The sequence below is a fragment of the Phyllobacterium sp. 21LDTY02-6 genome, assembly GCF_023554255.2.
In the GTDB taxonomy this organism is placed as follows: domain Bacteria; phylum Pseudomonadota; class Alphaproteobacteria; order Rhizobiales; family Rhizobiaceae; genus Phyllobacterium.
On sequence record NZ_JAMJWD020000002.1, the window covers coordinates 219,682 to 245,814 of the forward strand.

The window sequence follows — 26,133 nt, forward strand, 5'->3', positions numbered from 1 at the left end:
GAATAACCGCTGCTTCGCGCCAATATTGCGGTCAGAGTCGGAATTCGTCGCCGAGATAGAGCCGGCGGACATCGGGATTGGCGATGATTTCGTCCGGTCGCCCATGCGTCAGCACCTGGCCGGCATGGATGATATAGGCGCGGTCGATCAGCTTCAACGTCTCGCGAACATTGTGATCGGTGATCAGGACGCCGATGCCGCGTCCGGTCAGGTGCCGGACCAATTGCTGGATATCGGCAACGGCGATCGGATCCACGCCGGCGAAGGGCTCATCGAGCAGCATGAAATTCGGGCGCGACGCCAAGGCGCGGGCAATCTCGAGCCGCCGGCGCTCACCGCCCGACAGCGAAATTGCGGGCGCCTTGCGCAGATGGGCTATGTGGAACTCCTCGAGCAGGGAATCCAGCTCCTGCGCGCGCGCATGCCGGTCCTTTTCGACAACCTCAAGCACTGCCTTGATGTTGTTTTCCACCGAAAGGCCACGAAAAATGGAGGCTTCCTGGGGAAGATAGCCGATGCCGAGGCGCGAGCGGCGATACATCGGCATGGTGGTGACGTCGAAACCGTCGATCTCGATGGTGCCGCTGTCCACCGGCACCAGTCCGGTCACCATGTAGAAGCAGGTGGTCTTGCCGGCGCCGTTGGGGCCAAGAATGCCGACGGCCTCGCCGGCGCGCACGCCGAACGAAACGCCATTGACCACCTGGCGGCCATTATAGCTCTTGGTGATGCCGCGGGCGACCAGCGTGCCCTTCATGCGATCCGCCGCCGTGCTGCTGGCGGGCCGCATTTCCTGGGTCACAGTCGATTCAGTGCGCGCCTGAACCTTGTTGGGTGAACGTGAGAACAAGGACACTAACGGATTTCCAGCGGCTCAGTTTTTCTGGTCATTATTCGGCGCCACGACGATCGAGACTCGTCCGGTCTGGCCGCTCTTGCAGCTTTCAAGCTGGGCCTGCCCGGTCTTCAACTGGGCGGTCAACTTGCAGCCGACGGCGACATTGTCGCCCTGCGACAGGACGACCTTGCTGCCGGTCAGCACCAGCACTTCGGTCTTCATGTCGAACGTGCCCTTGTCGCCCGTGGCAACCTGATCCTCGGATTTCACATAGACCTTGTCGCTGACCTCGAGATGGTCGATGTCCTGCGAGCCGGCGGCGCCCACACCCGATGATGCCTGCTCTCCGGAAGCCTGCTTGGGCTCGCCTTCCTTCTTCTTGATGTAGTAGACGACCATCGTGCCGGCCTTGAGCAGGGTCGGGCCCTGCGTCACGGTCACATTGCCGGTGAATGTCGCGGTGGCTGCGTCATTGTTGAGGACGACCTTGTCTGAATCGATCTGGATCGGCTGGTCGCCAGAAAGCTTGATGCCGCCGGGCGCCGTGGTCGTATTCTGCTGTGCGGTCGCCGGCATCGCCAGGGCGAAGGCCAAGCCCAATGCAAGCGACGAAATGCTGAACAGTCTAACCCCAGACGACATCGTCTCTCTCCTAACCCGAGAAATAAGTTGAAACCGCGTCCGCCCGATACTATCCGGGCGAAGCGGCTGGTTTTTCACCTTCTTGCAGCTTTGTGGGCTGAATGACAAGCCTTACGCGCTTCTCAAAGGTCACAACCTTGCCGCCCTCGCTCACCTGCATGCTGCCCGCGACTATGCTGCCGTCCTTGCTCGTGATGCTCACCGGATCGTTGGTGGACATCGTATTGCCGGCAATATCGATATTGGCCGATTTGAGCTCAGCCGTCATACCGTCCGACGTTACCAGCCGTATGTCGCTGTCGAGCGTCAACTGCCGATTGGCATTGTCGAACACGCCCGTCCGCGCCTTCACCTGCGCCCGCAACTCGTCTCCAAGCGGAATTTCGGCATCTATGCCTTCGAGCGAGACGACCGAACTGTTTCCAACCTGCTGCAGGGCACGCAAGGCGCTCATTTTATATGGCAATTTGTCTTTCGTGAAGCCATCGAGCTTTGGATTCGTCATCACGAGCTTGCCGTCTTCGATGTCCGCCTTGTCGAGCGAGATATTGCTGGGAAGGCCCGTTGCCGAGAAGAAGGTGAACCAGGAGAACACAACCGCGCTGATGATGGCAACGACCGGCAACGCGAATTTCAGCAGGCGGACACGGCGGGAATGGCGCTCGGCGGCCTTGAATATGGCGGAATCCTTGTCCGAGCCCGCAAATTGCCGCGCCACCTCGGCATGGTGGTCGGCACTGGCAACCTCTTTGGGCGCCGCATCGATGGGCATTCTCTGAGTGGACATGGTCTGGTTGCTTTTACCGAATAGAGTAAACTAGCTATACTGCCGCTATTATGGTTATTTTTCGATGAACCCGCGCTTAACGTTGCGAACTCCAATAATGGCCTTACCTATGCTTTCCACGGGTGCGTTACAAGACCAAATCGACGAGGCTCTTCCTGCATCCGCGCAGTATGGACTTCCGCTCCAGCATGTCGCAGAACAGATGACGGCTATTCGGCAAGATGGATGAACGAGCATGGCAGATACAGCAGAGGCGATAATCGACAGGCGGAAAATGCGTCGGAAACTCACTTTCTGGCGCGTCTTGACGCTTTGCCTGGTAGCGCTCGGCCTCGTCGTGCTGTCGGTGATGAGTGGCGGCCCGGATGGCTATTCCGGCCGCTCGACACCGCACATCGCCAAGGTACGCATCGAAGGAACGATCCTCGAAGACGAGGAATTGCTGAAGCGTCTGCGTGAGGTCGAAGAATCGGATGCGGTCAAGGGCGTCATCCTGACGATCGATTCACCGGGCGGCACCACGGCCGGCGGCGAGGCGATCTATGAGGCCGTGCGCCGGGTCGCCGCGAAGAAGCCCGTCGTATCGCAGGTAGGCACGCTGGCGGCCTCGGCCGGATATATGATTGCGATCGCCTCGGACCATGTGGTAGCGCGCCAGTCCTCGATCATCGGCTCCATCGGCGTGCTGTTCCAGTATCCGGACGTTTCGCAATTGCTGACCAAGATCGGCGTCAAGGTCGAGACGATCAAATCCAGCCCGCTCAAGGCAGAGCCGAATTTCTTCAATCCCGCCAGCGACGAAGCCAAGGCGATGATCCACCGGATGATCATCGATTCCTACGACTGGTTCGTCGGCCTCGTCCAGGAACGGCGGAATTTCAACCGGGAGCAGACGCTGGCGCTTGCCGATGGCTCGGTGTTCACTGGCCGTCAGGCCGTGGCCAACAAGCTCGTCGATGAACTCGGCGGCGAGGACACCGCCGTGGCATGGCTGAAAACGAAGGGCGTCGCCGACAATCTGAAGGTGCTGGAATGGAAGCCGGCGGAGAAATCGTCGCTGGGCATGTTCTTTTCCCGATCGGCACTGAAAATGATCGCGCAATATCTCGGCATTCCGCAGGAGAGCGCCGGCGTACTCGAAGAAGTGACGGGCAAGCGCATCTTTCTTGACGGACTTGTTTCGGTTTGGCACGTTGACGGAAAGCCTGTTGGGGGGCAATAAGATAATACATAAGATCAGTGACATATCGGCATTTCATAATAATGGAATGTTGCTGATCACAGAACCGGAAGGGACCTCACCGTGATCAAATCCGAGCTTGTGCAGATTATCGCCAACCGCAATCCGCATTTGTTTCAGCGCGACGTTGAAAATATAGTCGGCGCCATCTTCGATGAGATCACCGACGCGCTGGCGGAGGGCAACCGGGTCGAACTGCGTGGCTTCGGAGCGTTTTCGGTCAAGAACCGCCCTGCACGCAGCGGACGCAACCCGCGCACCGGCGAAAGCGTCGAGGTCGAGGAGAAATGGGTTCCATTCTTCAAGACGGGCAAGGAACTGCGTGACCGGCTGAACGCCAACAATAGCTGAAATGGCTTGAACGGAACGGATCCGGGAATTGTCCATGATCAATCGAATTGTCGTCGTCGTGATCCTGATACCCCTGGCGATCATCCTGATCGCCCTGTCGGTCGCGAACAGGAGCACGGTTTCCTTTACGATCGATCCGTTCAATCCGGGCAATCCGGCGCTTTCCTATAACGCGCCGCTCTTCGTCTGGCTGTTCGCCGCGCTCATGCTCGGCCTTGTCATCGGCAGCCTCGCGACCTGGTACAATCAGGGCCGGTACCGCAAGGCGGCGCGCCAGCGCAGGCTCGAAGCGGAGATGCTGCGCAAGGAAGCCCGGCGGGCCTCCGCCGAAACCGGATCGACGCCGAACCTTCCGTCTCTTCACTAGAACGCCCTGCCTCAGGATATTCCGGGCATCGTCGGCGCCCGGCAATCCGTAGCCTTCATTCGGGAATCAATCATGAAAATCATCTCCCCCGCCGAGGTCGACCAGCTTTTGACATGGCCTGACATGGTCGATGCGATCGGCGACGCCTTTCGCCGGGGCATGATCCAGCCGGTGCGCCATCACCATACGGTCGATCGACCCGACGGCGCCGCCTCGACGCTGCTGCTCATGCCCGCATGGTCCGATTTCGATGCCCTCGGGGATTCCGCCAAGGGCTATATGGGCGTGAAGATCGTCACCGTCTCCCCCGATAATGGCCTCGTATCCAAGCCTGCCGTCATGGGCGTCTACCTGCTCCTCGACGGCAAGACCGGCGAGCCGAAGGCGATCGTCGACGGGCAAAGGCTGACGCTCTGGCGCACGGCGGGCGCTTCCGCCCTTGCTGCGCGCTATCTCGCGAGGGAGGATGCGGAGCATCTCCTGGTTCTCGGCGCCGGGGCGCTGTCGGCGTTCCTCGCGCGGGCGCACAGCGCGGTGCGACCGATCAAGCGCATATCGATCTGGAACAGGAACCTGGCCGGCGCGGAGAAGATCGCTTCGACGCTGGCTGCCGAGGGCTTCGATGCCAGCGCCGTCGAGGACAAGGAACAGGCCGTGGCGGAGGCCGATATAATTTCGGCCGGCACGCTGTCCACCGAACCGCTGATCCTCGGCAGGCATGTCCGGCCCGGCACACATATCGACCTGATCGGCGCATTCACGCCCCATATGCGCGAAAGCGATGACGAATGCGTCAAGCGTGCGCGGGTTTTCGTCGACACGAGGGAAGGTGCGCTCAAGGAGGGCGGTGACATCGTGCAGCCCATCAAGGCGGGGATCATCGACGAGAACCATGTCGTCGGCGACCTCTACGACCTCACCCGGGGCACGATCGGCGGACGCGGCTCATCCGATGAGATCACGCTGTTCAAATCGGTCGGCGCCGCGCTGGAGGATCTGGCCGCGGGCATTCTCGTCTATGAAAAGTCCAACTCCGCCGGCTCCTGAACATTTTTGCTTCCGTCATCGATGCTCTTGGCTTAGGAACCTTCGAACAGATTTGCGAAGGACCGTGACTTGAAACCAGCCGGCGGGAAAAACAGGAAGGCCAAGGCCAGCGGCGGGAAAACCGGCGCGCCGAAGGATGCAAAGCCCTTCCGTGCGCCATCGAGCCGCCCGCGTCCGCAATTTGCCAAGCCCTCGCAGTCCGAGTCGGCTCCGGCGCGCGCGGCAGTACAGGCGGAGAATGCCGCTCCCCGGCTGACCGCCCGCAGGACGGGGCCGCGCCCGAGCGAGCAGACGGCGATCATCCTCGAGACCGAGCCATCGGCCGATTATGCGCTGCTCGACAGCGGCAACGGCCTCAAGCTCGAACAATACGGCCCCTTGCGCATCGTAAGGCCGGAAGGACAGGCCATCTGGCTGCCCGCCTGGGACAGACGCGAATGGGACAAGGCAGACGCCATATTCACCGGCAATACCGATGAGGAAGGGGTCGGCCGCTGGCACTTCCCCAAGGTTCCACTCGGAGAGACATGGCCGCTCGCCCATGAGGGAATGCCGTTTCTCGGGCGCTTCACCTCGTTCCGCCATGTGGGCGTCTTTCCGGAACAGGGCACGCACTGGAACCATATGGAGACGCTCATCCGCAATGCCGGGCGAACGGTGCGCGTCCTCAATCTGTTCGGCTATACGGGTGTTGCCTCGCTGGTGGCGGCCCGGGCCGGGGCCGAGGTCACCCATGTGGATGCCTCCAGGAAAGCCATAGGCTGGGCCCGCGAAAACCAGGAAATGGCAGGGCTCGGCGGCAAACCGATACGCTGGATCTGCGAAGACGCCATGAAATTCGTCGCGCGGGAGGAACGCCGCGGCAGCTTCTACGACATCATCCTGCTCGATCCGCCCGCCTATGGCCGCGGCCCGAATGGCGAGGTCTGGCAATTGTTCGACAATCTGCCCGACATGGTCGATCTGTGCCGCTACATCCTCACGCCGCAGCCGCTCGCCGTCGTCCTCACCGCCTATTCGATCCGGGCGTCGTTCTTCGCCATTCACGAACTGATGCGGGACGTCTTCACCGGGCTTGGCGGCAATCTTCAATCCGGCGAACTCATCCTGCGCGAACGGTCCGCCGGCCGCGCCCTGTCTACCTCACTCTTCAGCCGCTGGAGCGCCAAATGAACCGCATCGACGACCAGCAGCCGGGCATTGCCCGCCCCGGAAAGGTCAAGGAAGTCACCAGCCTGACCAACCCAATCGTCAAGGAGTTGCGGTCGCTGGCGCTGAAGAAATATCGCGACCAGCAGCGGGTGTTCCTGGCGGAAGGCCTCAAGCTCGTCATCGACGCGCTGGATCTCGGCTGGACGATCAGGACGCTGGTCTATTCCAAGGCCGGCAAGGGCAATGCGGCTGTCGAACAGGTTGCCGCACGGACCATCGCCAAGGGCGGCGACGTGCTCGAGGTGAGCGAAAAGGTGATCGGCGCCATAACCCGGCGCGACAATCCGCAAATGGTCGTCGGCGTCTTCCAGCAGAAACTGCAGCCTCTGGCGGCCATCGAGCCGAAGGGCGACGATGTCTATATCGCGCTCGATCGGGTGCGCGATCCGGGCAATCTCGGCACGATCCTGCGCACGGCGGACGCCGTGGGTGCGAAAGGTCTCATCCTCATCGGCGATACGACCGATCCGTTTTCGCTGGAGACGGTGCGGGCAACGATGGGTTCCGTATTCGCGATGCCGATCACCCGGGTCAGCGAGGAGGAATTCCTCGCCTGGCGCAAGGATTTCCGCGGGCTTGTCGTCGGTACGCATCTGAAGGGCGCCGTCGACTACCGCAAGATCGACTATGCCGGCCGCCCGGTGATCCTGCTGATGGGCAATGAACAGCAGGGATTGCCCGACACGCTGGCAAAGAATTGCGACAGGCTGGCGCGCATCCCGCAGCAGGGACGCGCCGATTCGCTCAATCTGGCGATCGCCACCGGGGTCATGCTGTTCGAGATCAGGCGCGGCGCCCTCACCCTCGACAAGGCGGACTGACCCATCATGAAGGACAATCGCTTCCAGAGCCTCGCGCTCATCCTCGTGCTTGCGGTCGCCAGCGACCAGATCGTCAAATATCTGGTCGAAACCGGCATGGATTACCGCCAGCAGATCGATATCCTGCCATTTCTCGCGCTATTCCGCGTCCATAATGATGGAATTGCCTTCTCGATGCTGAGCGATCTGCATGATACGGCGCTGATCGTGCTGACATTGGCGGTCATAGGTTTCGTCAGCTATCTGTGGTGGACGACGGCTACCGCCCGCTGGATCTCCCGCGCCGGCTTTGCCCTGATCATTGGCGGGGCGCTCGGAAACCTCATCGACCGGAGCCTTCATGGCTATGTGATCGACTATGTCCTGTTCCACCTGCCGAGCTGGTCGTTTGCGGTCTTCAACCTCGCGGATGCCTATATTTCCATAGGCGCGGCGCTGGTGATCCTCGAGGAACTGGCCGTATGGCTGCGCGAGCGACGCGCACGCAGCGGCGAGTAGGCGCGTCGGCAGCGTCATGCTGTCGTCATCGATCCGTAGTATTCAGGCCAAAGTACATCAGCAATCAACTGCTTGAGAGAGCGAATCGTCATGGACATCGCCTTGCTTGAACCTGCTTCAATCTCTAAAGATCAAGGGATGATGTCGCAGGTTGATTCAACGCCTTCGCCCTTGAAGGCAATACAGCTCGGATCGGTGCTTGGCCGCATCGGTACGCTGGAAGTGTGTCTGGCGCAAACCGAGGATGAAGTGGCATCGTCCCAGCAGCTGCGTTTCAAGGTGTTCTTCGACGAGCTCGGCGCGCGCGGCTCCGCGACGCTGGAACAGCGGGACGCCGACCGTTTCGACCCGTTCTGCGATCATCTCCTCGTCTATGACACCGCCATCCCAGGGCCGAAGCACAAGCAGATCGTCGGCACCTATCGCCTGTTGCGGTCGGAAAAGGCCTTCGAGACCGGCGGTTTCTACTCCGCCGGCGAATATGACATAGAGCGGCTCGTCGCCGCCAAGCCGGAACTGCGGTTCCTCGAACTCGGGCGCTCCTGCGTATTGCCGGAATATCGTTCCAAGCGGACCGTCGAGCTGCTTTGGCAAGGCATATGGACCTATTGCCGCCACCATTCCATCGGCGTCATGTTCGGCTGTGCCTCATTCCAGGGCACCGTGCCGGCCGCGCATGCCCTGCCGCTTTCCTTCCTGCATCACAATTGCCGCGCTACGCCGGACTGGGACGTGCGCGCGCTTCCGGCGCTTTACCGGCCGATGGATCTCGTGCCCAATGAGGCCATCAATCCGAAAGTCGCGCTGTTTGCGATGCCGCCGCTCATCAAGGGCTATCTGCGGCTTGGCGCGATGATCGGCGACGGAGCGGTGGTGGATGGCGATTTCGGCACTACGGACGTGCTGATCATCCTTCCGGTCAGCCGCATTTCCGAGCGCTACATCAATCATTACGCTGCCGAGGCGAAGCGCTTCGCCTGACGGCGATCCAGACCCTGCGGCCCATTATCAGCTGTGGAGAAGGCGGGGTTCGAAGCCTGCAGAGGTGTGCTCTTGGGCAAAGAGCGCTAAATTGCGCCTGAACGCCTCAGGGTTCAGGAGAAGGTTTTGGACGACTTGACACCCATCATCGAGCCGCAAGCAACGTATGATTCCGAGCCGTCGGCACGCCCGACGCCGATGATGGAGCAATATATCGAGATCAAGGCGACCAATTCCGACAGTCTGCTCTTCTACCGCATGGGCGACTTCTACGAATTGTTCTTCGACGACGCCGTGGAGGCATCGCGGGCGCTCGGCATCACCCTGACCAAGCGCGGCAAGCATCTCGGCCAGGACATCCCGATGTGCGGCGTACCGGTGCATGCGGCCGACGACTACCTGCAGAAGCTGATCGGGCTTGGCTTCCGCGTCGCCGTCTGCGAGCAGGTAGAAGACCCGGCGGAGGCAAGGAAACGCGGCGCCAAATCCGTCGTCAAGCGCGATGTCATCCGCCTGGTGACCCCCGGTACGATCACCGAGGAGAAGCTGCTCGATCCATCGCAAGCCAATTACCTGATGACACTCGGCCGGGTGAAGGGCGCCGAACAGGGCCAGTTCGCCCTGGCCTGGATCGATATTTCGACCGGCATGTTCCGCGTCGGCGAAACCGAGCCGTCGCGATTGCTGGCGGACATATTGCGCATCGATCCCCGCGAACTCATCGTCGCCGATACGGTATTCCACGATCCCGAACTGCGCGGCGTCTTCGATGTTCTCGGCCGTGTCGTCACGCCGCAGCCGCCAAGCCTGTTCGATAGCGCCACGGCGGAAAACCGGGTCCAGCGCTATTTCAATGTCAGCACGCTCGATGGCTTCGGCCAGTTTTCCCGCGCCGAACTGGCCGCCATTTCCGGCGCCATCGCCTATGTGGAAAAGACCCAGTTCGCCGAGCGGCCGCCGCTGATGCGACCCGAGCGGGAATCCGAGGGCTCGACGCTTTTCATCGACCCGGCGACACGGGCAAACCTGGAGCTGCTGCGCACCCTGTCCGGCAAGCGCGACGGCAGCCTGCTCAAGGCTATCGACCGCACCACGACCGGCGGCGGAGCACGGCTACTCGCCGAGCGGCTGACGTCGCCGCTGACCGATGTGCAGGCCATTGCCGCAAGGCTTGATTCCATATCGTTTTTCCTGTCGCAGCAGCAGTTGGCGGAGCTTGTCCGCGAGGCGCTGAAGGGCGTGCCGGATACGCCGCGGGCGCTATCCCGGCTGGCCGTCGGCCGCGGCGGGCCGCGCGATCTCGGAGCGCTCGCCCGCGGGCTGCAGGCAGCCGCTGAAATCGCCAGCCTTCTTGCGGGCCAGGACCTGCCGACGGAATTGAATGCCGTGCGTGACTGCCTCGCCAGCCTGCCGGTGGATTTCGCCGGGCATCTGGACCGCGCCCTGGCGGACGAGCTTCCGCTGCTCAAGCGCGACGGCGGCTTCGTTCGCCCTGCCTACCAGGCGGAACTCGACGAGATGCGCGCCTTGCGCGATCATTCGCGCCGGGTCATTGCCGGTCTTCAGGCCGACTATATGGAGCTGACCGGCATTCGCACCCTGAAGATCAAGCACAATAATGTGCTTGGCTACTTCATCGAAGTGACGGCCAACAACGCCTCGGTGATGACCGATACGGCGGACGCCAAGGCCAAGTTCATCCATCGGCAGACGATCGCCAATGCCATGCGCTTCACCACGACCGAGCTTGCGGAGCTCGAATCGAAGATCGCAAACGCCGCCGACCGGGCGCTTTCCATCGAGCTCGGCATTTTCGACGTGCTGGTTCAGGAAACCATCGCCCATGCGGACGCCATTCGCGCCGGCGCCAGTGCGCTCGCGGCGCTTGACGTTGCTGCGGCGCTGGCCGAACTTGCAGAGGAACAGGGCTATTGCCGGCCGCGCGTCGATGACAGCCTCGCCTTCGAGATCGTCGCCGGGCGTCACCCGGTCGTCGAGCAGTCGCTTCGCAGGCAGGCGGCCAATCCATTCGTGGCAAATGATTGCGATCTTTCGCCGAAAGACAGCGGAAACGGCGCGATCTGGCTGCTGACCGGCCCGAATATGGGCGGTAAATCGACATTCCTGCGCCAGAATGCGCTGATCGCGATCCTCGCGCAGATGGGCTCCTTCGTTCCGGCGGGCTCGGCTCATATCGGCATCGTCGACAGGCTGTTCTCGCGCGTCGGCGCTTCCGACGATCTCGCGCGCGGGCGTTCGACCTTCATGGTCGAAATGGTGGAAACGGCGGCGATCCTCAACCAGGCGAGCGAGCGTTCGCTGGTGATACTCGACGAGATCGGCCGAGGCACTGCGACCTTCGACGGACTGTCCATTGCCTGGGCCACGGTTGAATACCTGCACGAGAAAAACGGCTGCCGGGCGATTTTCGCCACGCATTTCCACGAAATGACCGCGCTGTCGGAGAAGCTGGAGCGGCTCAGCAATGTGACGATGCGGGTCAAGGAATGGGATGGCGATGTCGTCTTCCTGCATGAAGTGGCCAAGGGCGCGGCCGACCGCTCCTATGGCGTGCAGGTGGCGCGGCTTGCGGGCCTGCCGGAAGCCGTGGTGGACCGGGCGAGGGACGTCCTGCACCAGCTGGAACAAGGTGGCAACTCGGGCAAGGCCGACAAGCTCATCGACGACCTTCCGCTTTTCTCGGTCGAGGTGAAACAGAAGCCGCTACCGAAGCCGGCCAATCGCGAAGCGCCGGTGCTGACGGAGCTTTCCGCCGTCAATCCGGACGAACTTACCCCGCGCGAGGCGCTGGAAGTGCTCTATCGCTTGAAAGGCCTCGCCGGCGCACCGACATCCTGAGGCACGACCTGAAGCGCGACCTGACGCACCGGGGCGGCGCCCGCGAATGTAATCGTTTCGTTTGTCGCCAATTCGCGCTATAGCGTGCGCCATCATTCATAAGAACGTGTTCATGAGCGCCTCAGACCTTAAACTGGAACAGATCGTCAATCCGGCCAAATTGCGCCGGCAGTTTGAGGAACTGGTAAAATCCGCAGCCGCGCAGGGCAAGGCGGCGGTGGATCGCAACGACGTGCTGCAGCTCATCAAGCAGACGCTGGAAGCCGGCAGGAAATCGGCCGAAACCATGCTGATGCAGGATGCGCATGGCACAAGCTGCTCCGTCCGGCTTTCCTTCCTCATGGACCAGCTGATCACCGCGCTCTACGATTTCGCCATCGCCCACGTCTATCCCGCGATAAATCCTTCGACGGCGGAGCGGATGACGGTGGTGGCCGTCGGCGGCTATGGCCGCGGCGGTCTCGCGCCCGGATCGGACATCGACCTGCTCTTCCTGCTGCCCTACAAGCAGACGCCGTGGGGCGAGCAGGTGGTCGAATATATCCTCTATCTGCTCTGGGATACCGGCCTGAAGATCGGCCACGCCACGCGCAATCTCGATGAGTGCATCCGCCTCTCCCATTCGGACATGACGATCCGGACCAGCATTCTCGAAGCGCGCTATGTCTGTGGCAATCGCGAACTCTTCGACACGCTGGTGAAGCGCTTCGACGAAGAAGTGGTGGAGGGCACCGGGCCTGCCTTCATCGAGGCAAAGCTCGCCGAAAGGGATGCCCGCCACCGCAAGTCCGGCGCGACGCGCTATCTCGTCGAGCCCAATGTGAAAGAGGGCAAGGGCGGCCAGCGCGATCTGCACACGCTGTTCTGGATCGCCAAATATTATTACCGCGTGAAGACCAGCGACGAACTGGTCAAGCTCGGGGTCCTTTCGCGCGCCGAGCACAATATCTTCCGCAAGGCCGAGGATCTCCTGTGGGCGGTGCGGTGCCACATGCACTTCCTGACCGGCAAGGCCGAGGAACGCCTGTCATTCGACATACAGAGCGAGATCGCGCGCCGTCTCGGCTATACGGCGCATCCCGGCCAGCGCGACGTCGAGCGCTTCATGAAGCACTACTTCCTCGTCGCCAAGAATGTCGGCGACCTCACCCGCATCATCTGCGCGGCGCTGGAGGAGGAACAGGCGAAACATGTTCCAGGTTTCAACCGGATTTTCCTCACATTCTCGCGACGCAAGCGCAAGCTCGCCGGGACGAGCGATTTCGTCGTCGACAATCACCGCATTACGATCGCCAACGACGGAGTGTTCCAGAAGGACCCAGTGAACATCATCCGCCTGTTCCACCTTGCGGACAAGCACGGCCTGGAGTTTCACCCGGATGCGATGCAGCTCGTCACCCGCTCCCTGTCACTGATAAAGTCGGACCTGCGCGACAATCCCGAGGCGAACGAACTCTTCCTCGAAGTCCTGACTTCGGAGCGCAATCCGGAGCTTATCCTGCGGCGGATGAACGAATCCGGCGTGCTCGGCAAGTTCATCCCGGACTTCGGCAAGATCGTCGCCATGATGCAGTTCAACATGTATCACCATTATACGGTGGACGAGCATCTGCTGCGCTGCATCGCGGTTCTCTCCGAGATCGAGCATGGCGATCTCGAACAGGAACATCCGCTTGCCAACCAGATCATGCCCGGCCTCAAGAAGGACCGCAGGCTGATCTACGTCGCCCTCCTCCTGCACGATATCGCCAAGGGCAGGCCTGAGGACCATTCCATTGCCGGCGCGCGCATCGCCAAGCGGCTGTGCCCGCGGCTCGGCCTGTCGAAAGCCGATACGCAGACCGTTTCCTGGCTGGTCGAACATCATCTCACCATGAGCATGGTCGCCCAGTCGCGCGACCTCAACGACCGCAAGACGATCGAGGATTTCGCCGAGATCGTCCAGACGCTCGACCGCATGAAGCTGCTGCTGATCCTCACCATCTGCGATATCAAGGCGGTGGGCCCGGGCGTGTGGAACGGCTGGAAAGGGCAGCTGCTGCGCAACCTGTTCTACGAGACCGAACTGCTGCTGACCGGCGGCTTCTCGGAAGTTTCGCGCAAGGAGCGCACCGACCATGCGCGGGCGCGGCTCGAACATGCTTTGTCATCCTGGCCGCAGGCGGAGAAGCAGGCCTATCTCGCCCTGCATTACCAGAACTATCTCCTGACCGTGAGCGTCGACGACCAGCTGCGCCATGCCGGTTTCGTCCGCGATTCCGATGCGGCCGGAAAGACGCTCGCTACCATGGTCAAGACGCATGATTTCGAGGGCGTGACGGAAATCACCGTATTGTCGCCCGATCATCCACGGCTGCTCTCCATCATAGCCGGCGCCTGCGCCGCGGCCGGGGCCAATATCGTCGATGCGCAGATATTCACCACCAGCGACGGGCGGGCGCTCGACACGATCCTGATCAGCCGCGAGTTCCCGACCGACGACGATGAGAGACGGCGGGCGACGCGCGTTGGCCGCCTCATCGAGGACGTGCTTTCGGGCAAATCCTACCTGCCGGAAATGCTTGCGGCACGCACCAAGCCCAAGCGCGCCGCCAAGGCCTTCACCATCACACCGCGCGTCGAAATCCACAATTCGCTGTCGCATAAATTCACCGTCATCGAAGTGGAGGGGCTGGATCGGCCCGGGCTTCTTTCCGAGATCACCGGTACGATCTCCGATCTTTCGCTCGACATCGCCTCCGCCCACGTGACCACCTTCGGCGAGAAAGTGATCGATGTGTTCTACGTCACCGATCTGGTCGGCCATCAGGTGACCAATACCGCGCGTCAGGGCCGCATCCGCAAGAAGCTGCTCGCCCTCTTCGGCGAGGGCGACATCATCACCGCGCAGCCGCAGCGCGGCAATATCCTCGTGTCGGCAGATTAGCATGAGCCTTGTCAAGAAATTCGCGACGGTGGCGTCCGGCACCCTGATGAGCCGGATCTTCGGGCTCACCCGGGAAATGATGATGGCGGCGGCGCTCGGAACCGGCCCCGTGGCCGATGCCTTCAACGCCGCGTTCCGCTTCCCCAACACGTTCCGGCGGCTCTTCGCCGAGGGCGCTTTCAACGCCGCCTTCGTCCCGCTTTTCGCCAAGGAGATCGAGGCCAATGGCCTTGACGGGGCAAAACGCTTCTCCGAGGAGGTGTTCGGGGTCCTGTTCAGCGTGTTGATGGCGCTGACGATCCTCATGGAACTCGCAATGCCCCTGCTCGTGCGACTGGTAATCGCGCCGGGCTTTGCCGACGACCCGTCGAAATTCGACAATACGGTGTCGATGGCGATCATCATGTTCCCCTATCTCGCCTGCATGTCGCTGGCGGCCATGATGGGCGGCATGCTGAATTCGCTGCACCGCTATTTCGCCGCCGCCGTCGCCCCGGTCTTTCTCAACATCATCCTGATCGCCGTACTGGCCTATGCCTGGTATGCGGGTCATGATCCAATCGCGATCGGCTATGGGCTTTCCTGGGGCGTGATGGCTGCGGGGCTGGTGCAACTCGCCATCGTGTGGTTCGCCGTGCGCCATGCGGGCATTTCCATCGGCTTCCGGCGCCCGCGCCTGACTGCCAATGTCAAGCGGCTGCTGGTGCTGGCGCTGCCCGCGGCGATCACCGGCGGCATCACCCAGATCAATCTTCTCGTGAATACCGCTATCGCCTCGGGAAGCAGCGGCGCAGTGACTGCGCTCGCCAATGCGGACCGGGTCTACCAGCTGCCGCTCGGCGTCGTCGGCATTGCCGTCGCGACCGTGCTTCTGCCGGAACTTGCGCGGGCGCTGCGCTCGGGCAATCTGACGGAAGCCGGAAATCTCCAGAACCGTTCGGTCGAATTCATCCTGTTCCTGACGCTGCCCGCCGCCGCCGCACTCCTCGTCATGTCCGAGCCGATCATCCGCCTGCTGCTCGAGCGCGGCGAGTTCACCGCCGAATCGACGCACCGCGTGGCCAATATCCTTGCCGTCTACGGACTTGGCCTGCCCGCCTTCGTCCTCATCAAGGCATTCATTCCCGGTTTCTTCGCCCGCGAGGACACGAAGACGCCGATGATCTATGCGGCCGTGTCGGTCGTGATCAATGTGGCGATGGCAATCACGCTGTTCCCCTATATGGCCGAATCCGGCATTGCCACGGCGGAGGTGACTGCCGGCTGGGTCAACGCCATCCTGCTTTTCGCCACCCTGCTCTGGCGCGGCCACTGGGGTCGCGATATCGCGCTGGTGTCGCGCATACCCCGCCTCATCATTGCAGCGGCGATCATGGCAGTCGCATTGTCCTACGCCATCGATTATGCCGCGCCCTATATCGCATCCACCGCGCCGCTGCACATGCAGGCGGCGGGCGTGCTGGGGCTCATCGTCATTGCCATGATCCTCTATTTCGCCCTTGCCTTCGGCACCGGCGGGGCAAGCCTCGGGATGATCCGGCGCAATATCAGGCGCGGCGGCAAGGCCGCGACACCGAAGGACGGTCCGGAATGAGGGCGCGGACCGGCCTCTTGCGCGTGCCGTGCGATTTGCTCACGCGGACCGCTTCCATCTGATCCGGAAACGCTCTAAGGGTGCAGGGGCTTGAACCTTGTGTCCTGCTCTGCCAGAAACCGCGACAATACCGGCCATGATGGCTGGCCATATCTATCCAAGGGACGATCCATGAGCATGTTCGAACCGCTCGTTTTCTCCGGCGTACAGCCCACCGGAAATCTGCATCTCGGCAATTATCTCGGCGCCATCAAGCGCTGGGTCGCCCTGCAGGAAAACCATAATTGCATCTATTGCGTGGTCGACCAGCATGCGATCACGCAGGCAATGTCGGTGTGGGGCGGGCCAGCGGAACTCATGCGCAATACGCGCGAGGTGGCCGCGGCCTTCCTCGCCGCCGGCGTCGATCCGCAGAAGCACATCGTCTTCAACCAGAGCCGTGTGCGGCAGCATGCGGAGCTTGCCTGGGTGTTCAACTGCGTTGCCCGCATGGGCTGGCTGAGCCGGATGACCCAGTTCAAGGACAAGGCGGGCAAGGATCGCGAGAATGCCTCCGTTGGGCTTTTCACCTATCCGAACCTCATGGCCGCCGACATCCTGGTCTACCGCGCCACCCATGTGCCGGTGGGCGAAGACCAGAAGCAGCACCTGGAGCTGACCCGCGACATCGCGCAGAAATTCAACGTCGATTTCTCCGATCGCATCGCCGAACTCGGCCTTGGCATGGAGACGAAATCCGGTGACGAGACCATCTCCAGCTATTTCCCGCTTACGGAGCCGGTGATCGGCGGGCCGGCGGCGCGGCTGATGAGCCTGCGCGACGGCACCAAGAAGATGTCGAAGTCCGATCCATCCGATCTGTCGCGCATCAACCTCATCGACGATCCCGACACGATCTCCAAGAAGATCCGCAAGGCCAAGACCGATTCCGAACCACTGCCATCCGATCTAGAGGGCCTCGCCACCCGCCCCGAGGCAGACAATCTCGTCGGCATCTATGCAGCCCTGACCGATACGGACAAGGAAAGCGTCCTGCGCGATTTCGGCGGCCAACAATTTTCCGTGTTCAAGCCCGCCCTCGCCGATCTCGCCGTGGCCAAACTCGGCCCGATCGCCAGCGAAATGCGCCGTATTTCCGCCGATCCCGGCTATGTCGACGCGGTCTTGAAGCAGGGCGGCGAACGTGCAAGCGTGCTGGCGGAGGCGACAATGCGCGATGTTCGCGATATTGTCGGCTTCCTGCAGGACTAAGCCCGGGATAAAGCCAAGGACAGGTCGAAACCATGGTATCCAGACGTCTCAGTCGCGAAGAGGGCCACAGGCGCAAATTCCTGGCCATCATTGACGAAACGCCCGAATGCGAGCGGGCGGTCGCCTATGCCGCGCGCAGAGCCAAGACGACGGGCGGCACGCTATTGCTGCTGTTCGTCATCGATACGGCTGATTTCCAGGCCTTTCTCGGTGTCGAGCAGATCATGCGCGCCGAGGCACAGGAAACGGCGCATTCGACGCTCAGCAAGTTCGCGGCGAAGGTGCGCGAGGAAATCGGCATCGAATCCGAGCTCGTCGTGCGCGAGGGCGTCACCTCCGAGGAAATCCAGAAACAGATCGAGGAAGACCAGGACATCGCCATCCTCGTGCTGGCGGCGGGCTCCGGCAAGGAAGGCCCGGGACCGCTGGTGCAATCGCTGGCCGGAAAGGACGGTTTTTCCATTCCCGTCACCGTCGTTCCCTACAATCTGTCCGACGAGGACATAGACGCGATCACCTGATCGCGTTTCATGCTAATCTTGACTTGAAGAGGATGGTTTAAAGGCCTATATCCGTCTTTGAATTATTCTAAACTAGATGCGAGACGCGCCATGTTTATCCAGACCGAAGCGACGCCCAATCCTGCGACCCTGAAATTCCTGCCAGGCAAAGTGGTTCTGGAAGAAGGCACCGCCGATTTCCGTGACGCGGCCAGCGCTAGCGAGACTTCGCCGCTCGCCGCCAAGATCTTCGCCGTCCCGGGCGTGACGGGCGTGTTCTTCGGATATGATTTTGTCACCGTCACCAAGACGGAAGGACCGGAATGGCAGCACCTGAAGCCGGCGATCCTCGGCGCCATCATGGAGCATTTCATGTCCGGCGCGCCGGTCATGGCCAATGCCGCGGCAGCCGCTGCCAGCGCCCATGAGGGCGAGGATGGCGAGTTCTTCGACACGGCGGATACGGAAATCGTCGATACGATCAAGGAACTGCTCGAGACCCGCGTCCGCCCTGCGGTTGCGCAGGATGGCGGCGACATCACCTTCCGCGGCTATGAGAACGGCACCGTTTTCCTGCACATGCGCGGCGCGTGCTCCGGCTGCCCGTCTTCCACCGCGACGCTCAAGCACGGCATCCAGAACCTGCTGAAGCATTTCGTCCCGGAAGTGCAGCAGGTCGAAGCGATCTGATCGCGCCGATCCTTGAATGAAAAAAGGCCGCTTGTGCGGCCTTTTTCTTGTCAGTTCACCGCCCCCGGGCCGGGTATGGCGCCGGGCGGGCATTTGCCGAGGATGATCATCCCCAGCACCTCGTCCTCATTGACGTCGCCGACCTTGGCGGTGCCGACGACCTGGCCATTCTTCATGACAGCCACCCGATCCGCGAGGTGGAAGACATCGTGGATGTCGTGGCTGATGAGGAAGATGCCGAGCCCCTCGCTCTTCAGCTGCTTGATCAATTCGCCTACCTGCGCCGTCTCCTGCGGCCCGAGGGCGGCCGTCGGCTCATCCATGATCAGGATGCGCGCATTGAACAGGATCGCCCGCGCAATGGCCACCGATTGCCTCTGGCCGCCGGAGAGCGCCTTCACCGGATCCTTGAAACGCTGGAACCGCGGGTTGAGCCGGCCCATCACCTCACGCGCGCTGTGCTCCATGGCGACGTCGTCGAGCGTGCCCCAGGGGGTCATCAGCTCGCGGCCGAGATAGAGATTGGCCGCGGTATCGACATTGTCTGCCAGCGCCAGCGTCTGGTAGATCGTCTCGATGCCATAGGCCTTCGCATCGCGCGGATTGCTGATCGACGCTTCCTCGCCATTGACGCGTATTGTGCCGCTGTCGCGCTTGTATGCACCCGACAATATCTTGATGAGGGTCGATTTTCCCGCGCCGTTATGGCCGAGAAGGGCAACGACCTCGCCGGGATAGAGATCCACCGAAGCGCCGTCCACGGCCCGGATGCCGCCAAACGCGATGGAGATGTTTTCCATCTCGATGAGAGCTGTTTGCGTATCTGCCATGTCTATTTCTCCCTCAAGCCGTGCGGCGCCGATAGATCGTGTCGAGCCAGACGGCGATGACGAGCACCACGCCGACGACAATGTTCTGCAGCGGCGTATCGAGGCCGAGAAGCACCATGCCGGAGCTCAGCGACTGCATGAGCAGCGCACCGATCATGGCCCCGGCGATCGTGCCGACACCACCGGCCAGCGATGTTCCGCCGATGACGGCAGCGGCGATCGTCAGCAACTCGTCGAGTGTTCCCTGCGCATTGGTGGCCGCATTGAGCCGGGCCGTCGAAACGGCGCTGGCGATGGCGCAGAGCACGCCCATGATGATGAATATCTTCATCGTGACCCAGCGGGTATTGATGCCTGCGAGGTCGGCCGCCTCCGGATTGCCGCCCATCGCGAAGACATAGCGGCCGAAGCGTGTGCGGGTCGTGACGAACGTCATCACCAGGCCGGTCGCCACCGCTATCAGGACCGGCACGGCGATACCGTGCGAGATGAAGATTCCCCCTTCGGGGATGGTGATATTGTTGGCCTCCGCATAGCGGCGGACGATGCCGATCGGCCAGTAATAGGCATTGGCGAGCGCCACCGCGCCGAGAACGAGGCCACAGCCGATGGCGGTCATCAGCGTCTCGGCCCAGATGGGGCGGCGCGGGAAGTTGAAGCGCTTGCGCTGGCGGCGGCTGTTGAGGACCATGACGACGATCGCAACGCAGGCGATGACCGCAACCACCCAGCTCCATGTGGACCCGATCGAACCATCCGGCCCGCCGCCCATGAGGCGGAAGGTGGAATCCATCGGCGCGACCGTCCGGCCGGACGTGACCCACCATGCGGCGCCGCGCCAGACAAGGAGGCCGCCGAGCGTCACGATGAAAGCGGGAACGCCGAGAAAGGCAATAACGAAGCCCTGGAACGCGCCGATGAGGCCACCGGCGACGATGCCGACGCCCAGCGCGATGAGCCAGGTGGCAGGATGTTCGAAACCGATGAGCTTCGGCAGGATTTCCACCTGCGCGACACCCATGATCATGCCGACGAAACCGAGGATCGAGCCGACCGACAGATCTATATTGCGGGTGACGATGATGAGCACCATGCCGGTCGCCATGATGGCCACGGAGGAAGTCTGCACCGACAGGTTCCACAGGTTGCGGGGCGTCAGGAACTGCCCGCCCGACAGGAACTGGAAGGCCAGCCAGATGATGACCAGCGCACCGATCATGCCGAGAAGGCGTGTGTCGAGCTCGGTCGCCTTGAAGAAGCGGGCAACAGCGCCGAGTTCGGAAGCGCGCGCACGGTCCACGCCAAGAGACGAATCGGTCATTGGGTTCTCCCCGGGGTCTTGTTCGTTAAACGCCGCTGGCCCAAGGGACCAGCGGCGCATGATGTTCGGCGATCTTGTCTTATTTGCAAGCGGCGACGGTATCCGGCTTCACGCCCTGGCACACCACATCCTTGCCGACCCAGCCGGCATCGATGACGACATTGAGATTGTCCTTGGTGACCGGTACGGGCGTGAGGAATACGGCATTGACCTCGACCTTGTTGGCGCCGCCGGCGAACTTCTGGACGTTCGGAATCTCTTCCATCTTCTTGCCATCGGCAAGGGCGGAAGCGATGCCCGCGGCCTGCGTACCGAGTTCACGCGAGTCCTTCCAGATCGTGACCGTCTGCGTACCGAGCGCAACGCGGTTCAGCGCCGCGAAATCGGCATCCTGTCCGGAAACCGGTACGGAACCGGCCAGGCCCTGGGCCTGCAGCGCGGCGATGGCGCCGCCGGCAGTACCGTCATTGGCCGCAACGACAGCATCGATCTTGTTGTCATTGGCGGTCAGGAACTGCTCCATGTTCTTCTGGGCATTGGCAGGAAGCCAGCCATCCGTATAGGCCTCGCCGGCATTCTTGATCTTGCCGGAGTCGATTGCCTCCTTCAGGACCTCCTGCGCGCCCGAAAACAGGAAATCCGCGTTCGGATCGGCCGAGCTGCCCTTGATGAAGGCATAATTACCCTCGGGCTTCACGGCGAATACGGCGCGGGCCTGCATGCGGCCGACTTCCTTGTTGTCGAAGGTGATGTAGAACGCGTCCTTGTTCTCGATCAGGCGATCATAGCCGACGACCGGAATGCCTTCGGCGACAGCTTTCTCGACTGCCGGCCCGATGGCGCTCGAATCCTGCGCGAGGATGATGAGGGCATTGGCGCCCTGCGAGATCAGGCTTTCCACATCGGTCAATTGCTTGGATGCGGAAGATTGCGCATCAGCGGAGATGTACTTGTCGCCATTGGCCTCGAGCGCCTTCTTGATGGCTGCTTCGTCGGTCTTCCAACGCTCTTCCTGGAAATTCGACCAGGATACGCCGATCACCTTGTCCTTGGCCAACACAGGCGCTGAAAACGAGGCAGCGAGTATCGCCGCTCCCGCCACTGCGGTTGCAAATTTCTTCATGTAACCCTCCCAGGTGCACGTGGCACGTTGACCCTGCGCGGCGCCTTTTGCCTCCGGCTTCCGCATCAAACCTCTTTATTTCGAGGCTCGAAAAAAATAGTGACTTAAAACGAATTCCGTGTCAACTTGCATTTTGGAAACGTAACCTATTGCAATGCAACAATAATTTTTGCGATGCACAAAAAAGATTTCGGGAGGAGGTCGATTTGTTGCTGGAGGAGATCGCACGGCCGGACGATGTAAGGCGCCAGAACAGGCGCCTCGTGCTGAGCTCTTTGCGGCAACATGGTTCGGCATCGCGGACAGACATCGCCGCGCGTACCGGGCTCAGCCCTTCGACGGTTTCGGCCATCACGACGGCGCTGATTTCGGAAGGCATCATCGGGCACAATCCCGATGGCGATCCGGCCGCCAACCGGCGTGGCCGGCCACAGATCGCGCTTTCGTTGAACTCAGGCGCGGCGACCGTGGCGACGATCGAACTCGCGCTCAACCTCGTCCATGTCGTGCTCTTCGACTATCGCGGCGACGTGATCGGCGAGGAGCACCGGCGTACACCGACGCTCGATGCGACGACGCTGGACCTGACGCGCATGATGTGCGCCATGCTGGACCGGCTGCTGGAGGCGAGGCCGGCCGGTGCGGGACCGCTGCTGCACATTTCCATGGGGGTACAGGGCGTCACCGATGCGGGGAGCTCTTCCATGCTGTGGTCGCCGATCACGCCGGACGGCAATATCGGCTTTGGCGACGCGCTCAGCAAACGGTATGGCGTGGCGGTCTCCGTCGCCAATGATTGCAGCATGATCGCCGAGGCGCTGCGCTGGACCGATCCGGGGCATTATACGGAAGATTTCGCCGCGATCCTGCTTTCCCACGGCATCGGCATGGGACTCTATCTCAAGGGCAAGCCGTTTCTCGGCGCCTATTCCTCCGCGGCGGAATTCGGCCACATGCTGCACGCACCGAAAGGTGCCCTGTGCCGTTGTGGCCGGCGTGGCTGCATCGAGGCCTATGCCAGCGACTACGCCATATTGCGGCGCGTTTCGGGGCAAGGCGAAGATGCCCTGCCCGCGCCCGATGTCGAGCCTGCCGCCTTCTACATGGTGGCCGAACGGGCAAGGCTTGCCGAGGGCAGCGAGCGGGAGGCCTTCCGCAAGGCAGGACAGGCCATCGGCTCGGGCCTGCGCAGCCTGTTTTCCCTCATCGATCCAGTGCCCGTCGCCCTCGTCGGTCCGGGCGCGGGCGTCTTCGACCTGATCGAAGAGGAACTTCGTGCGGTCGTTTCCGACACGTCCGGGTGGGGTGCCGGGCACGATCTCACCATCCGCTGCTATCCGGATGAACATCCGCTCATCCTGCAGGGCTGCATGATGACATCCCTGCTACATCTCGATACCCATCATTTCGCGCCGGGAGAAGCGCCCGTCAGGCGGGACATTCCAGCGTAATATCAGGAGGATTTCATGTATCTCGGGCTTGATCTGGGCACGTCGGGCGTCAAGGCGCTGCTCATCGACGCCAACCAGGCAATCATCGGTTCCGGCAATGGCTCGCTGGACGTCTCCCGCCCCCATTCCGGCTGGTCGGAACAGGATCCGGCCGAATGGATCCGGGCTGTCGAGGACGCGCTGGATGCGCTGAAGCGCGACCATCCGCGCGAGCTGGCCGCCGTGAAGGGCATCGGCCTTTCGGGTCAGATGCACGGCGCGACGCTTCTGGACGAGAGCGACAACGTGCTTCGTCCCTGCATGTTGTGGAACGATACGCGCAGCCATGTCGAAGCGGCGGAACTCGACGGCGATCCGCGCTTCCGCGAGCTGACCGGCAACATCGTCTTTCCGGGCTTCACGGCGCCGAAGGTTGCCTGGGTGCGGCGGCACGAGGCGGAGCTGTTCGCCAGGCTGCGTCGCGTGCTCCTGCCGAAAGATTATCTGCGGCTGTGGCTGACCGGGGAATATGCGTCCGACATGTCCGATGCTTCCGGCACCTCATGGCTGAACGTGCGCGAACGGGCATGGTCGGCTGAGCTGCTCGAAGCCACGGAACTCGGACTCGATGCCATGCCATCCCTCGTCGAGGGCACCGAGGTTTCGGGGACGCTCAAGCCAGAACTTGCGGCGCGCTGGGGCATGGGCAGGAATGTCGTGGTTGCCGGCGGCGCCGGCGACAATGCGGCCTCGGCCTGCGGCATGGGTACCGTCGGCGAGGGCCACGCCTTCGTTTCGCTCGGCACGTCCGGCGTCCTCTTTGCGGCCAATCGCGCCTATCTTCCCAATCCCGAAAGTGCCGTCCATGCCTTCTGTCACGCGCTGCCGGCCACATGGCACCAGATGGGCGTCATCCTTTCGGCCACCGATGCCCTCAACTGGTATGCGGGGATCACCTCCTGCAAGCCGGCGGAGCTGACGGAAGAGCTTGGCGCGGCCTTGCGCGAGCCGTCGCGCGTGAGGTTTCTCCCCTATCTCTCCGGCGAGCGCACGCCGCTGAACGATTCCAGCATCAGGGGCTCGTTCCATGGCCTCGAACATGCCAGCGACCGCGCGGCGCTGACCCAGGCGGTGCTCGAAGGCGTCGCCTTCGCCTTCCGCGACTGCCTTCAGGCGCTCGCCGCTGCCGGCACGAAGCTCGATCGCGTCACTGCCGTCGGCGGCGGCTCGCGGTCGCAATACTGGCTCAAGACCATAGCGACGGCCCTCGGCCTGCCGGTCGACGTGCCGGCGGACGGGGATTTCGGCGCAGCCTTCGGCGCAGCCCGCCTCGGCCTGATCGCCGCGGAGAATGCCGAGCCCATGGAAATCTGCAGCGCACCCGCCATCGAAGCGACGATCGAGCCGGATCTTGCACTGAAACCGGCCTTCGATGCCGCCTATCAACATTATCACGCCCTATATCCAGCACTAAAAGGAGTTCAATCATGAGCAGCGGATTTTTCGGTGATGTCACCCCGGTTAAATACGAGGGACCGGACAGCACCAATCCACTAGCCTACCGTTTCTACAATCCGGACGAGATCGTTCTCGGCAAGCGCCTTGAAGACCATCTCCGCTTTGCGGTTGCCTATTGGCATTCCTTCGTCTGGCCGGGCGGCGATCCCTTCGGCGGGCAGACGTTCGAGCGGCCATGGTTCAACGAGACCATGGATGGCGCGAAGCTCAAGGCCGATGTGGCCTTCGAGATGTTCAGCCTTCTCGGCGCGCCCTATTTCTGCTTTCACGATGCCGATGTTCGCCCCGAGGGCGAGACGATTGCCGAAAGCAATAAGCGCCTGCATGAAATCGCCGATTATTTCGCGGCCAAGATGGAAAAGACCGGCACGAAACTGCTCTGGGGAACAGCGAACCTGTTCTCCAACCGGCGCTACATGGCGGGTGCAGCGACGAATCCCGATCCGGATGTCTTCGCCTACTCCGCAGCGACGGTCAAAACCTGCATGGACGTCACGCAGAAGCTGAACGGCGAGAACTATGTGCTGTGGGGCGGGCGCGAGGGCTACGAGACCCTGCTCAACACCGACATGAAGCGCGAGCTCGACCAGATGGGCCGCTTCCTCAGCCTCGTGGTCGATTACAAGCACAAGATCGGTTTCAAGGGCACCATCCTGATCGAGCCGAAGCCGCAGGAGCCGACCAAGCATCAATATGATTATGATGCAGCCACCGTCTACGGCTTCCTCAAGCGGTTCGGCCTCGAAAACGAGGTGAAGCTCAACCTCGAACAGGGCCACGCCATCCTTGCCGGCCACTCCTTCGAGCATGAGCTTGCCACGGCGGCTGCATTGGGCGTCTTCGGTTCGATCGACATGAACCGCAACGACTACCAGTCCGGCTGGGACACGGACCAATTCCCGAACAATGTTCCGGAAGTCGCCCTCGCCTATTACGAGATATTGAAGGCGGGCGGCTTTACCACGGGCGGCACCAATTTCGACTCCAAGCTTCGCCGGCAGTCGCTCGACCCGCAGGACCTGCTGATCGCCCATATTGGCGGCATGGATACTTGCGCGCGCGGCCTGAAGGCAGCGGCGGCGATGTTCGAGGACAAGGTTCTTTCCGGCTTCGTCGAAGACCGCTATGCCGGCTGGTCCAAGCCCGAGGCACAGGCGATGCTTTCCGGCAAATTGTCGCTCGAGGAAATCGCCGCCAAGGTGGAAAGCAGCAATCTCCAGCCGAAGCCAAAATCCGGCCGCCAGGAATATCTGGAGAATATCGCCAACCGCTACGTCTGACGCCGGCGTTCGGATTGACGTGAATCC

General features: G+C 62.0%; 22 protein-coding genes and 1 pseudogene. 17 read left to right on the forward strand and 6 right to left on the reverse strand.

The annotated features are described in order from the left end of the window. Nucleotides 1-31: 31 nt before the first annotated feature. The 3 genes and pseudogenes from lptB to lptC form a co-directional block, all read right to left on the reverse strand. Nucleotides 32-766: pseudogene (lptB, locus tag M8997_RS07500) on the reverse strand (LPS export ABC transporter ATP-binding protein); the annotation flags it as partial. 108 nt (nt 767-874) lie between these two features. Further along, the gene (locus M8997_RS07505; protein WP_250019386.1) at nt 875-1,480 is read right to left on the reverse strand and encodes an LptA/OstA family protein; all 606 of its coding nucleotides are present in this window, start codon (nt 1,478-1,480) and stop codon (nt 875-877) included. A 49-nt stretch (nt 1,481-1,529) separates the two neighbouring features. After that, complete coding sequence (gene lptC, locus M8997_RS07510; protein WP_250019387.1) at nt 1,530-2,267, reverse strand: LPS export ABC transporter periplasmic protein LptC; 738 nt, start codon at nt 2,265-2,267, stop codon at nt 1,530-1,532. Between the two features lie 235 nt (nt 2,268-2,502). On the opposite strand from lptC, the gene sppA reads away from it, so the two are divergent. The 14 genes from sppA (at nt 2,503) to M8997_RS07580 (ending at nt 18,604) form a co-directional block, all read left to right on the forward strand. Further along, nucleotides 2,503-3,489: a signal peptide peptidase SppA gene (sppA, locus tag M8997_RS07515; RefSeq protein WP_250019388.1), complete on the forward strand. Its 987-nt coding sequence runs from the start codon at nt 2,503-2,505 to the stop codon at nt 3,487-3,489. Nucleotides 3,490-3,570: 81 nt separating this feature from the next. After that, nucleotides 3,571-3,858 carry an integration host factor subunit beta gene (locus tag M8997_RS07520; RefSeq protein WP_250019389.1) on the forward strand — a complete coding sequence of 96 codons (288 nt, stop codon included), beginning with the start codon at nt 3,571-3,573 and terminating at the stop codon, nt 3,856-3,858. A gap of 34 nt (nt 3,859-3,892) precedes the next feature. Then, entirely contained in the window at nt 3,893-4,225 is a 333-nt protein-coding gene (locus tag M8997_RS07525; protein WP_250019390.1) for a LapA family protein, read from the forward strand. A gap of 72 nt (nt 4,226-4,297) precedes the next feature. Further along, nucleotides 4,298-5,272, forward strand: coding sequence for an ornithine cyclodeaminase family protein (locus M8997_RS07530; RefSeq protein ID WP_250019391.1), 975 nt, complete (start codon nt 4,298-4,300; stop codon nt 5,270-5,272). Between the two features lie 69 nt (nt 5,273-5,341). Further along, nucleotides 5,342-6,445: a class I SAM-dependent methyltransferase gene (locus M8997_RS07535; protein WP_250019392.1), complete on the forward strand. Its 1,104-nt coding sequence runs from the start codon at nt 5,342-5,344 to the stop codon at nt 6,443-6,445. Next, complete coding sequence (locus M8997_RS07540; RefSeq protein ID WP_250019393.1) at nt 6,442-7,305, forward strand: RNA methyltransferase; 864 nt, start codon at nt 6,442-6,444, stop codon at nt 7,303-7,305. The genes M8997_RS07535 and M8997_RS07540 overlap by 4 nt, the downstream gene beginning before the upstream one ends. A gap of 6 nt (nt 7,306-7,311) precedes the next feature. Further along, nucleotides 7,312-7,803: a signal peptidase II gene (lspA, locus tag M8997_RS07545; RefSeq protein WP_250019394.1), complete on the forward strand. Its 492-nt coding sequence runs from the start codon at nt 7,312-7,314 to the stop codon at nt 7,801-7,803. Between the two features lie 141 nt (nt 7,804-7,944). Continuing rightward, nucleotides 7,945-8,784 (forward strand): GNAT family N-acetyltransferase, encoded by an 840-nt coding sequence (locus M8997_RS07550; RefSeq protein ID WP_256473246.1) that lies wholly within the window; start codon nt 7,945-7,947, stop codon nt 8,782-8,784. 198 nt (nt 8,785-8,982) lie between these two features. Next, a complete protein-coding gene (gene mutS, locus M8997_RS07555; protein WP_250019482.1) occupies nt 8,983-11,643 on the forward strand; it encodes a DNA mismatch repair protein MutS in 2,661 nt (886 codons plus the stop codon). Between the two features lie 112 nt (nt 11,644-11,755). Beyond that, nucleotides 11,756-14,569 carry a [protein-PII] uridylyltransferase gene (locus tag M8997_RS07560; protein ID WP_250019395.1) on the forward strand — a complete coding sequence of 938 codons (2,814 nt, stop codon included), beginning with the start codon at nt 11,756-11,758 and terminating at the stop codon, nt 14,567-14,569. A gap of 1 nt (nt 14,570) precedes the next feature. Then, nucleotides 14,571-16,163 (forward strand): murein biosynthesis integral membrane protein MurJ, encoded by a 1,593-nt coding sequence (gene murJ / locus M8997_RS07565; protein ID WP_250019396.1) that lies wholly within the window; start codon nt 14,571-14,573, stop codon nt 16,161-16,163. Nucleotides 16,164-16,334: 171 nt separating this feature from the next. Next, nucleotides 16,335-17,414, forward strand: coding sequence for a tryptophan--tRNA ligase (gene trpS / locus M8997_RS07570; RefSeq protein ID WP_250019397.1), 1,080 nt, complete (start codon nt 16,335-16,337; stop codon nt 17,412-17,414). Nucleotides 17,415-17,446: 32 nt separating this feature from the next. Beyond that, a complete protein-coding gene (locus M8997_RS07575) occupies nt 17,447-17,935 on the forward strand; it encodes a universal stress protein (protein ID WP_250019398.1) in 489 nt (162 codons plus the stop codon). Nucleotides 17,936-18,025: 90 nt separating this feature from the next. Next, nucleotides 18,026-18,604, forward strand: a complete 579-nt coding sequence (locus tag M8997_RS07580; RefSeq protein WP_250019399.1) for a NifU family protein — start codon at nt 18,026-18,028, stop codon at nt 18,602-18,604. 50 nt (nt 18,605-18,654) lie between these two features. On the opposite strand, the gene M8997_RS07585 is transcribed toward M8997_RS07580, so the two are convergent. The 3 genes from M8997_RS07585 to xylF all read right to left on the reverse strand — a co-directional run bounded on the left by M8997_RS07585 (nt 18,655) and on the right by xylF (nt 21,878). Beyond that, nucleotides 18,655-19,434, reverse strand: coding sequence for an ATP-binding cassette domain-containing protein (locus tag M8997_RS07585; RefSeq protein WP_250019400.1), 780 nt, complete (start codon nt 19,432-19,434; stop codon nt 18,655-18,657). A gap of 13 nt (nt 19,435-19,447) precedes the next feature. Next, nucleotides 19,448-20,755, reverse strand: coding sequence for a sugar ABC transporter permease (locus M8997_RS07590; protein ID WP_250019401.1), 1,308 nt, complete (start codon nt 20,753-20,755; stop codon nt 19,448-19,450). Between the two features lie 79 nt (nt 20,756-20,834). Then, complete coding sequence (gene xylF / locus M8997_RS07595; protein ID WP_250019402.1) at nt 20,835-21,878, reverse strand: D-xylose ABC transporter substrate-binding protein; 1,044 nt, start codon at nt 21,876-21,878, stop codon at nt 20,835-20,837. A gap of 209 nt (nt 21,879-22,087) precedes the next feature. Between xylF and M8997_RS07600 the strand changes: the two genes are divergently transcribed. Genes M8997_RS07600 through xylA form a run of 3 tightly spaced genes read left to right on the forward strand, consistent with a single transcriptional unit; the run spans nt 22,088 to nt 26,106 of the window. Then, entirely contained in the window at nt 22,088-23,329 is a 1,242-nt protein-coding gene (locus tag M8997_RS07600) for an ROK family transcriptional regulator (protein WP_250019403.1), read from the forward strand. Between the two features lie 15 nt (nt 23,330-23,344). Continuing rightward, nucleotides 23,345-24,799 carry a xylulokinase gene (xylB, locus tag M8997_RS07605; protein ID WP_250019404.1) on the forward strand — a complete coding sequence of 485 codons (1,455 nt, stop codon included), beginning with the start codon at nt 23,345-23,347 and terminating at the stop codon, nt 24,797-24,799. Then, nucleotides 24,796-26,106, forward strand: coding sequence for a xylose isomerase (gene xylA, locus M8997_RS07610; RefSeq protein WP_250019405.1), 1,311 nt, complete (start codon nt 24,796-24,798; stop codon nt 26,104-26,106). The genes xylB and xylA overlap by 4 nt, the downstream gene beginning before the upstream one ends. The last annotated feature ends 27 nt before the right edge of the window (nt 26,107-26,133 follow it).

Bases quoted from the DNA above. Each gene is read 5' to 3' on its own strand.
- lspA (WP_250019394.1), top strand. From the start codon at position 7,312: ATGAAGGACAATCGCTTCCAGAGCCTCGCGCTCATCCTCGTGCTTGCG.
- sppA (WP_250019388.1), top strand. From the start codon at position 2,503: ATGGCAGATACAGCAGAGGCGATAATCGACAGGCGGAAAATGCGTCGG.
- lptC (WP_250019387.1), bottom strand. From the start codon at position 2,267: ATGTCCACTCAGAGAATGCCCATCGATGCGGCGCCCAAAGAGGTTGCC.
- xylF (WP_250019402.1), bottom strand. From the start codon at position 21,878: ATGAAGAAATTTGCAACCGCAGTGGCGGGAGCGGCGATACTCGCTGCC.
- M8997_RS07580 (WP_250019399.1), top strand. From the start codon at position 18,026: ATGTTTATCCAGACCGAAGCGACGCCCAATCCTGCGACCCTGAAATTC.
- M8997_RS07585 (WP_250019400.1), bottom strand. From the start codon at position 19,434: ATGGCAGATACGCAAACAGCTCTCATCGAGATGGAAAACATCTCCATC.
- M8997_RS07530 (WP_250019391.1), top strand. From the start codon at position 4,298: ATGAAAATCATCTCCCCCGCCGAGGTCGACCAGCTTTTGACATGGCCT.
- xylB (WP_250019404.1), top strand. From the start codon at position 23,345: ATGTATCTCGGGCTTGATCTGGGCACGTCGGGCGTCAAGGCGCTGCTC.
- M8997_RS07505 (WP_250019386.1), bottom strand. From the start codon at position 1,480: ATGTCGTCTGGGGTTAGACTGTTCAGCATTTCGTCGCTTGCATTGGGC.
- M8997_RS07560 (WP_250019395.1), top strand. From the start codon at position 11,756: ATGAGCGCCTCAGACCTTAAACTGGAACAGATCGTCAATCCGGCCAAA.
- trpS (WP_250019397.1), top strand. From the start codon at position 16,335: ATGAGCATGTTCGAACCGCTCGTTTTCTCCGGCGTACAGCCCACCGGA.
- murJ (WP_250019396.1), top strand. From the start codon at position 14,571: ATGAGCCTTGTCAAGAAATTCGCGACGGTGGCGTCCGGCACCCTGATG.
- M8997_RS07525 (WP_250019390.1), top strand. From the start codon at position 3,893: ATGATCAATCGAATTGTCGTCGTCGTGATCCTGATACCCCTGGCGATC.
- M8997_RS07575 (WP_250019398.1), top strand. From the start codon at position 17,447: ATGGTATCCAGACGTCTCAGTCGCGAAGAGGGCCACAGGCGCAAATTC.
- xylA (WP_250019405.1), top strand. From the start codon at position 24,796: ATGAGCAGCGGATTTTTCGGTGATGTCACCCCGGTTAAATACGAGGGA.
- M8997_RS07590 (WP_250019401.1), bottom strand. From the start codon at position 20,755: ATGACCGATTCGTCTCTTGGCGTGGACCGTGCGCGCGCTTCCGAACTC.
- M8997_RS07540 (WP_250019393.1), top strand. From the start codon at position 6,442: ATGAACCGCATCGACGACCAGCAGCCGGGCATTGCCCGCCCCGGAAAG.
- mutS (WP_250019482.1), top strand. From the start codon at position 8,983: ATGATGGAGCAATATATCGAGATCAAGGCGACCAATTCCGACAGTCTG.
- M8997_RS07550 (WP_256473246.1), top strand. From the start codon at position 7,945: ATGTCGCAGGTTGATTCAACGCCTTCGCCCTTGAAGGCAATACAGCTC.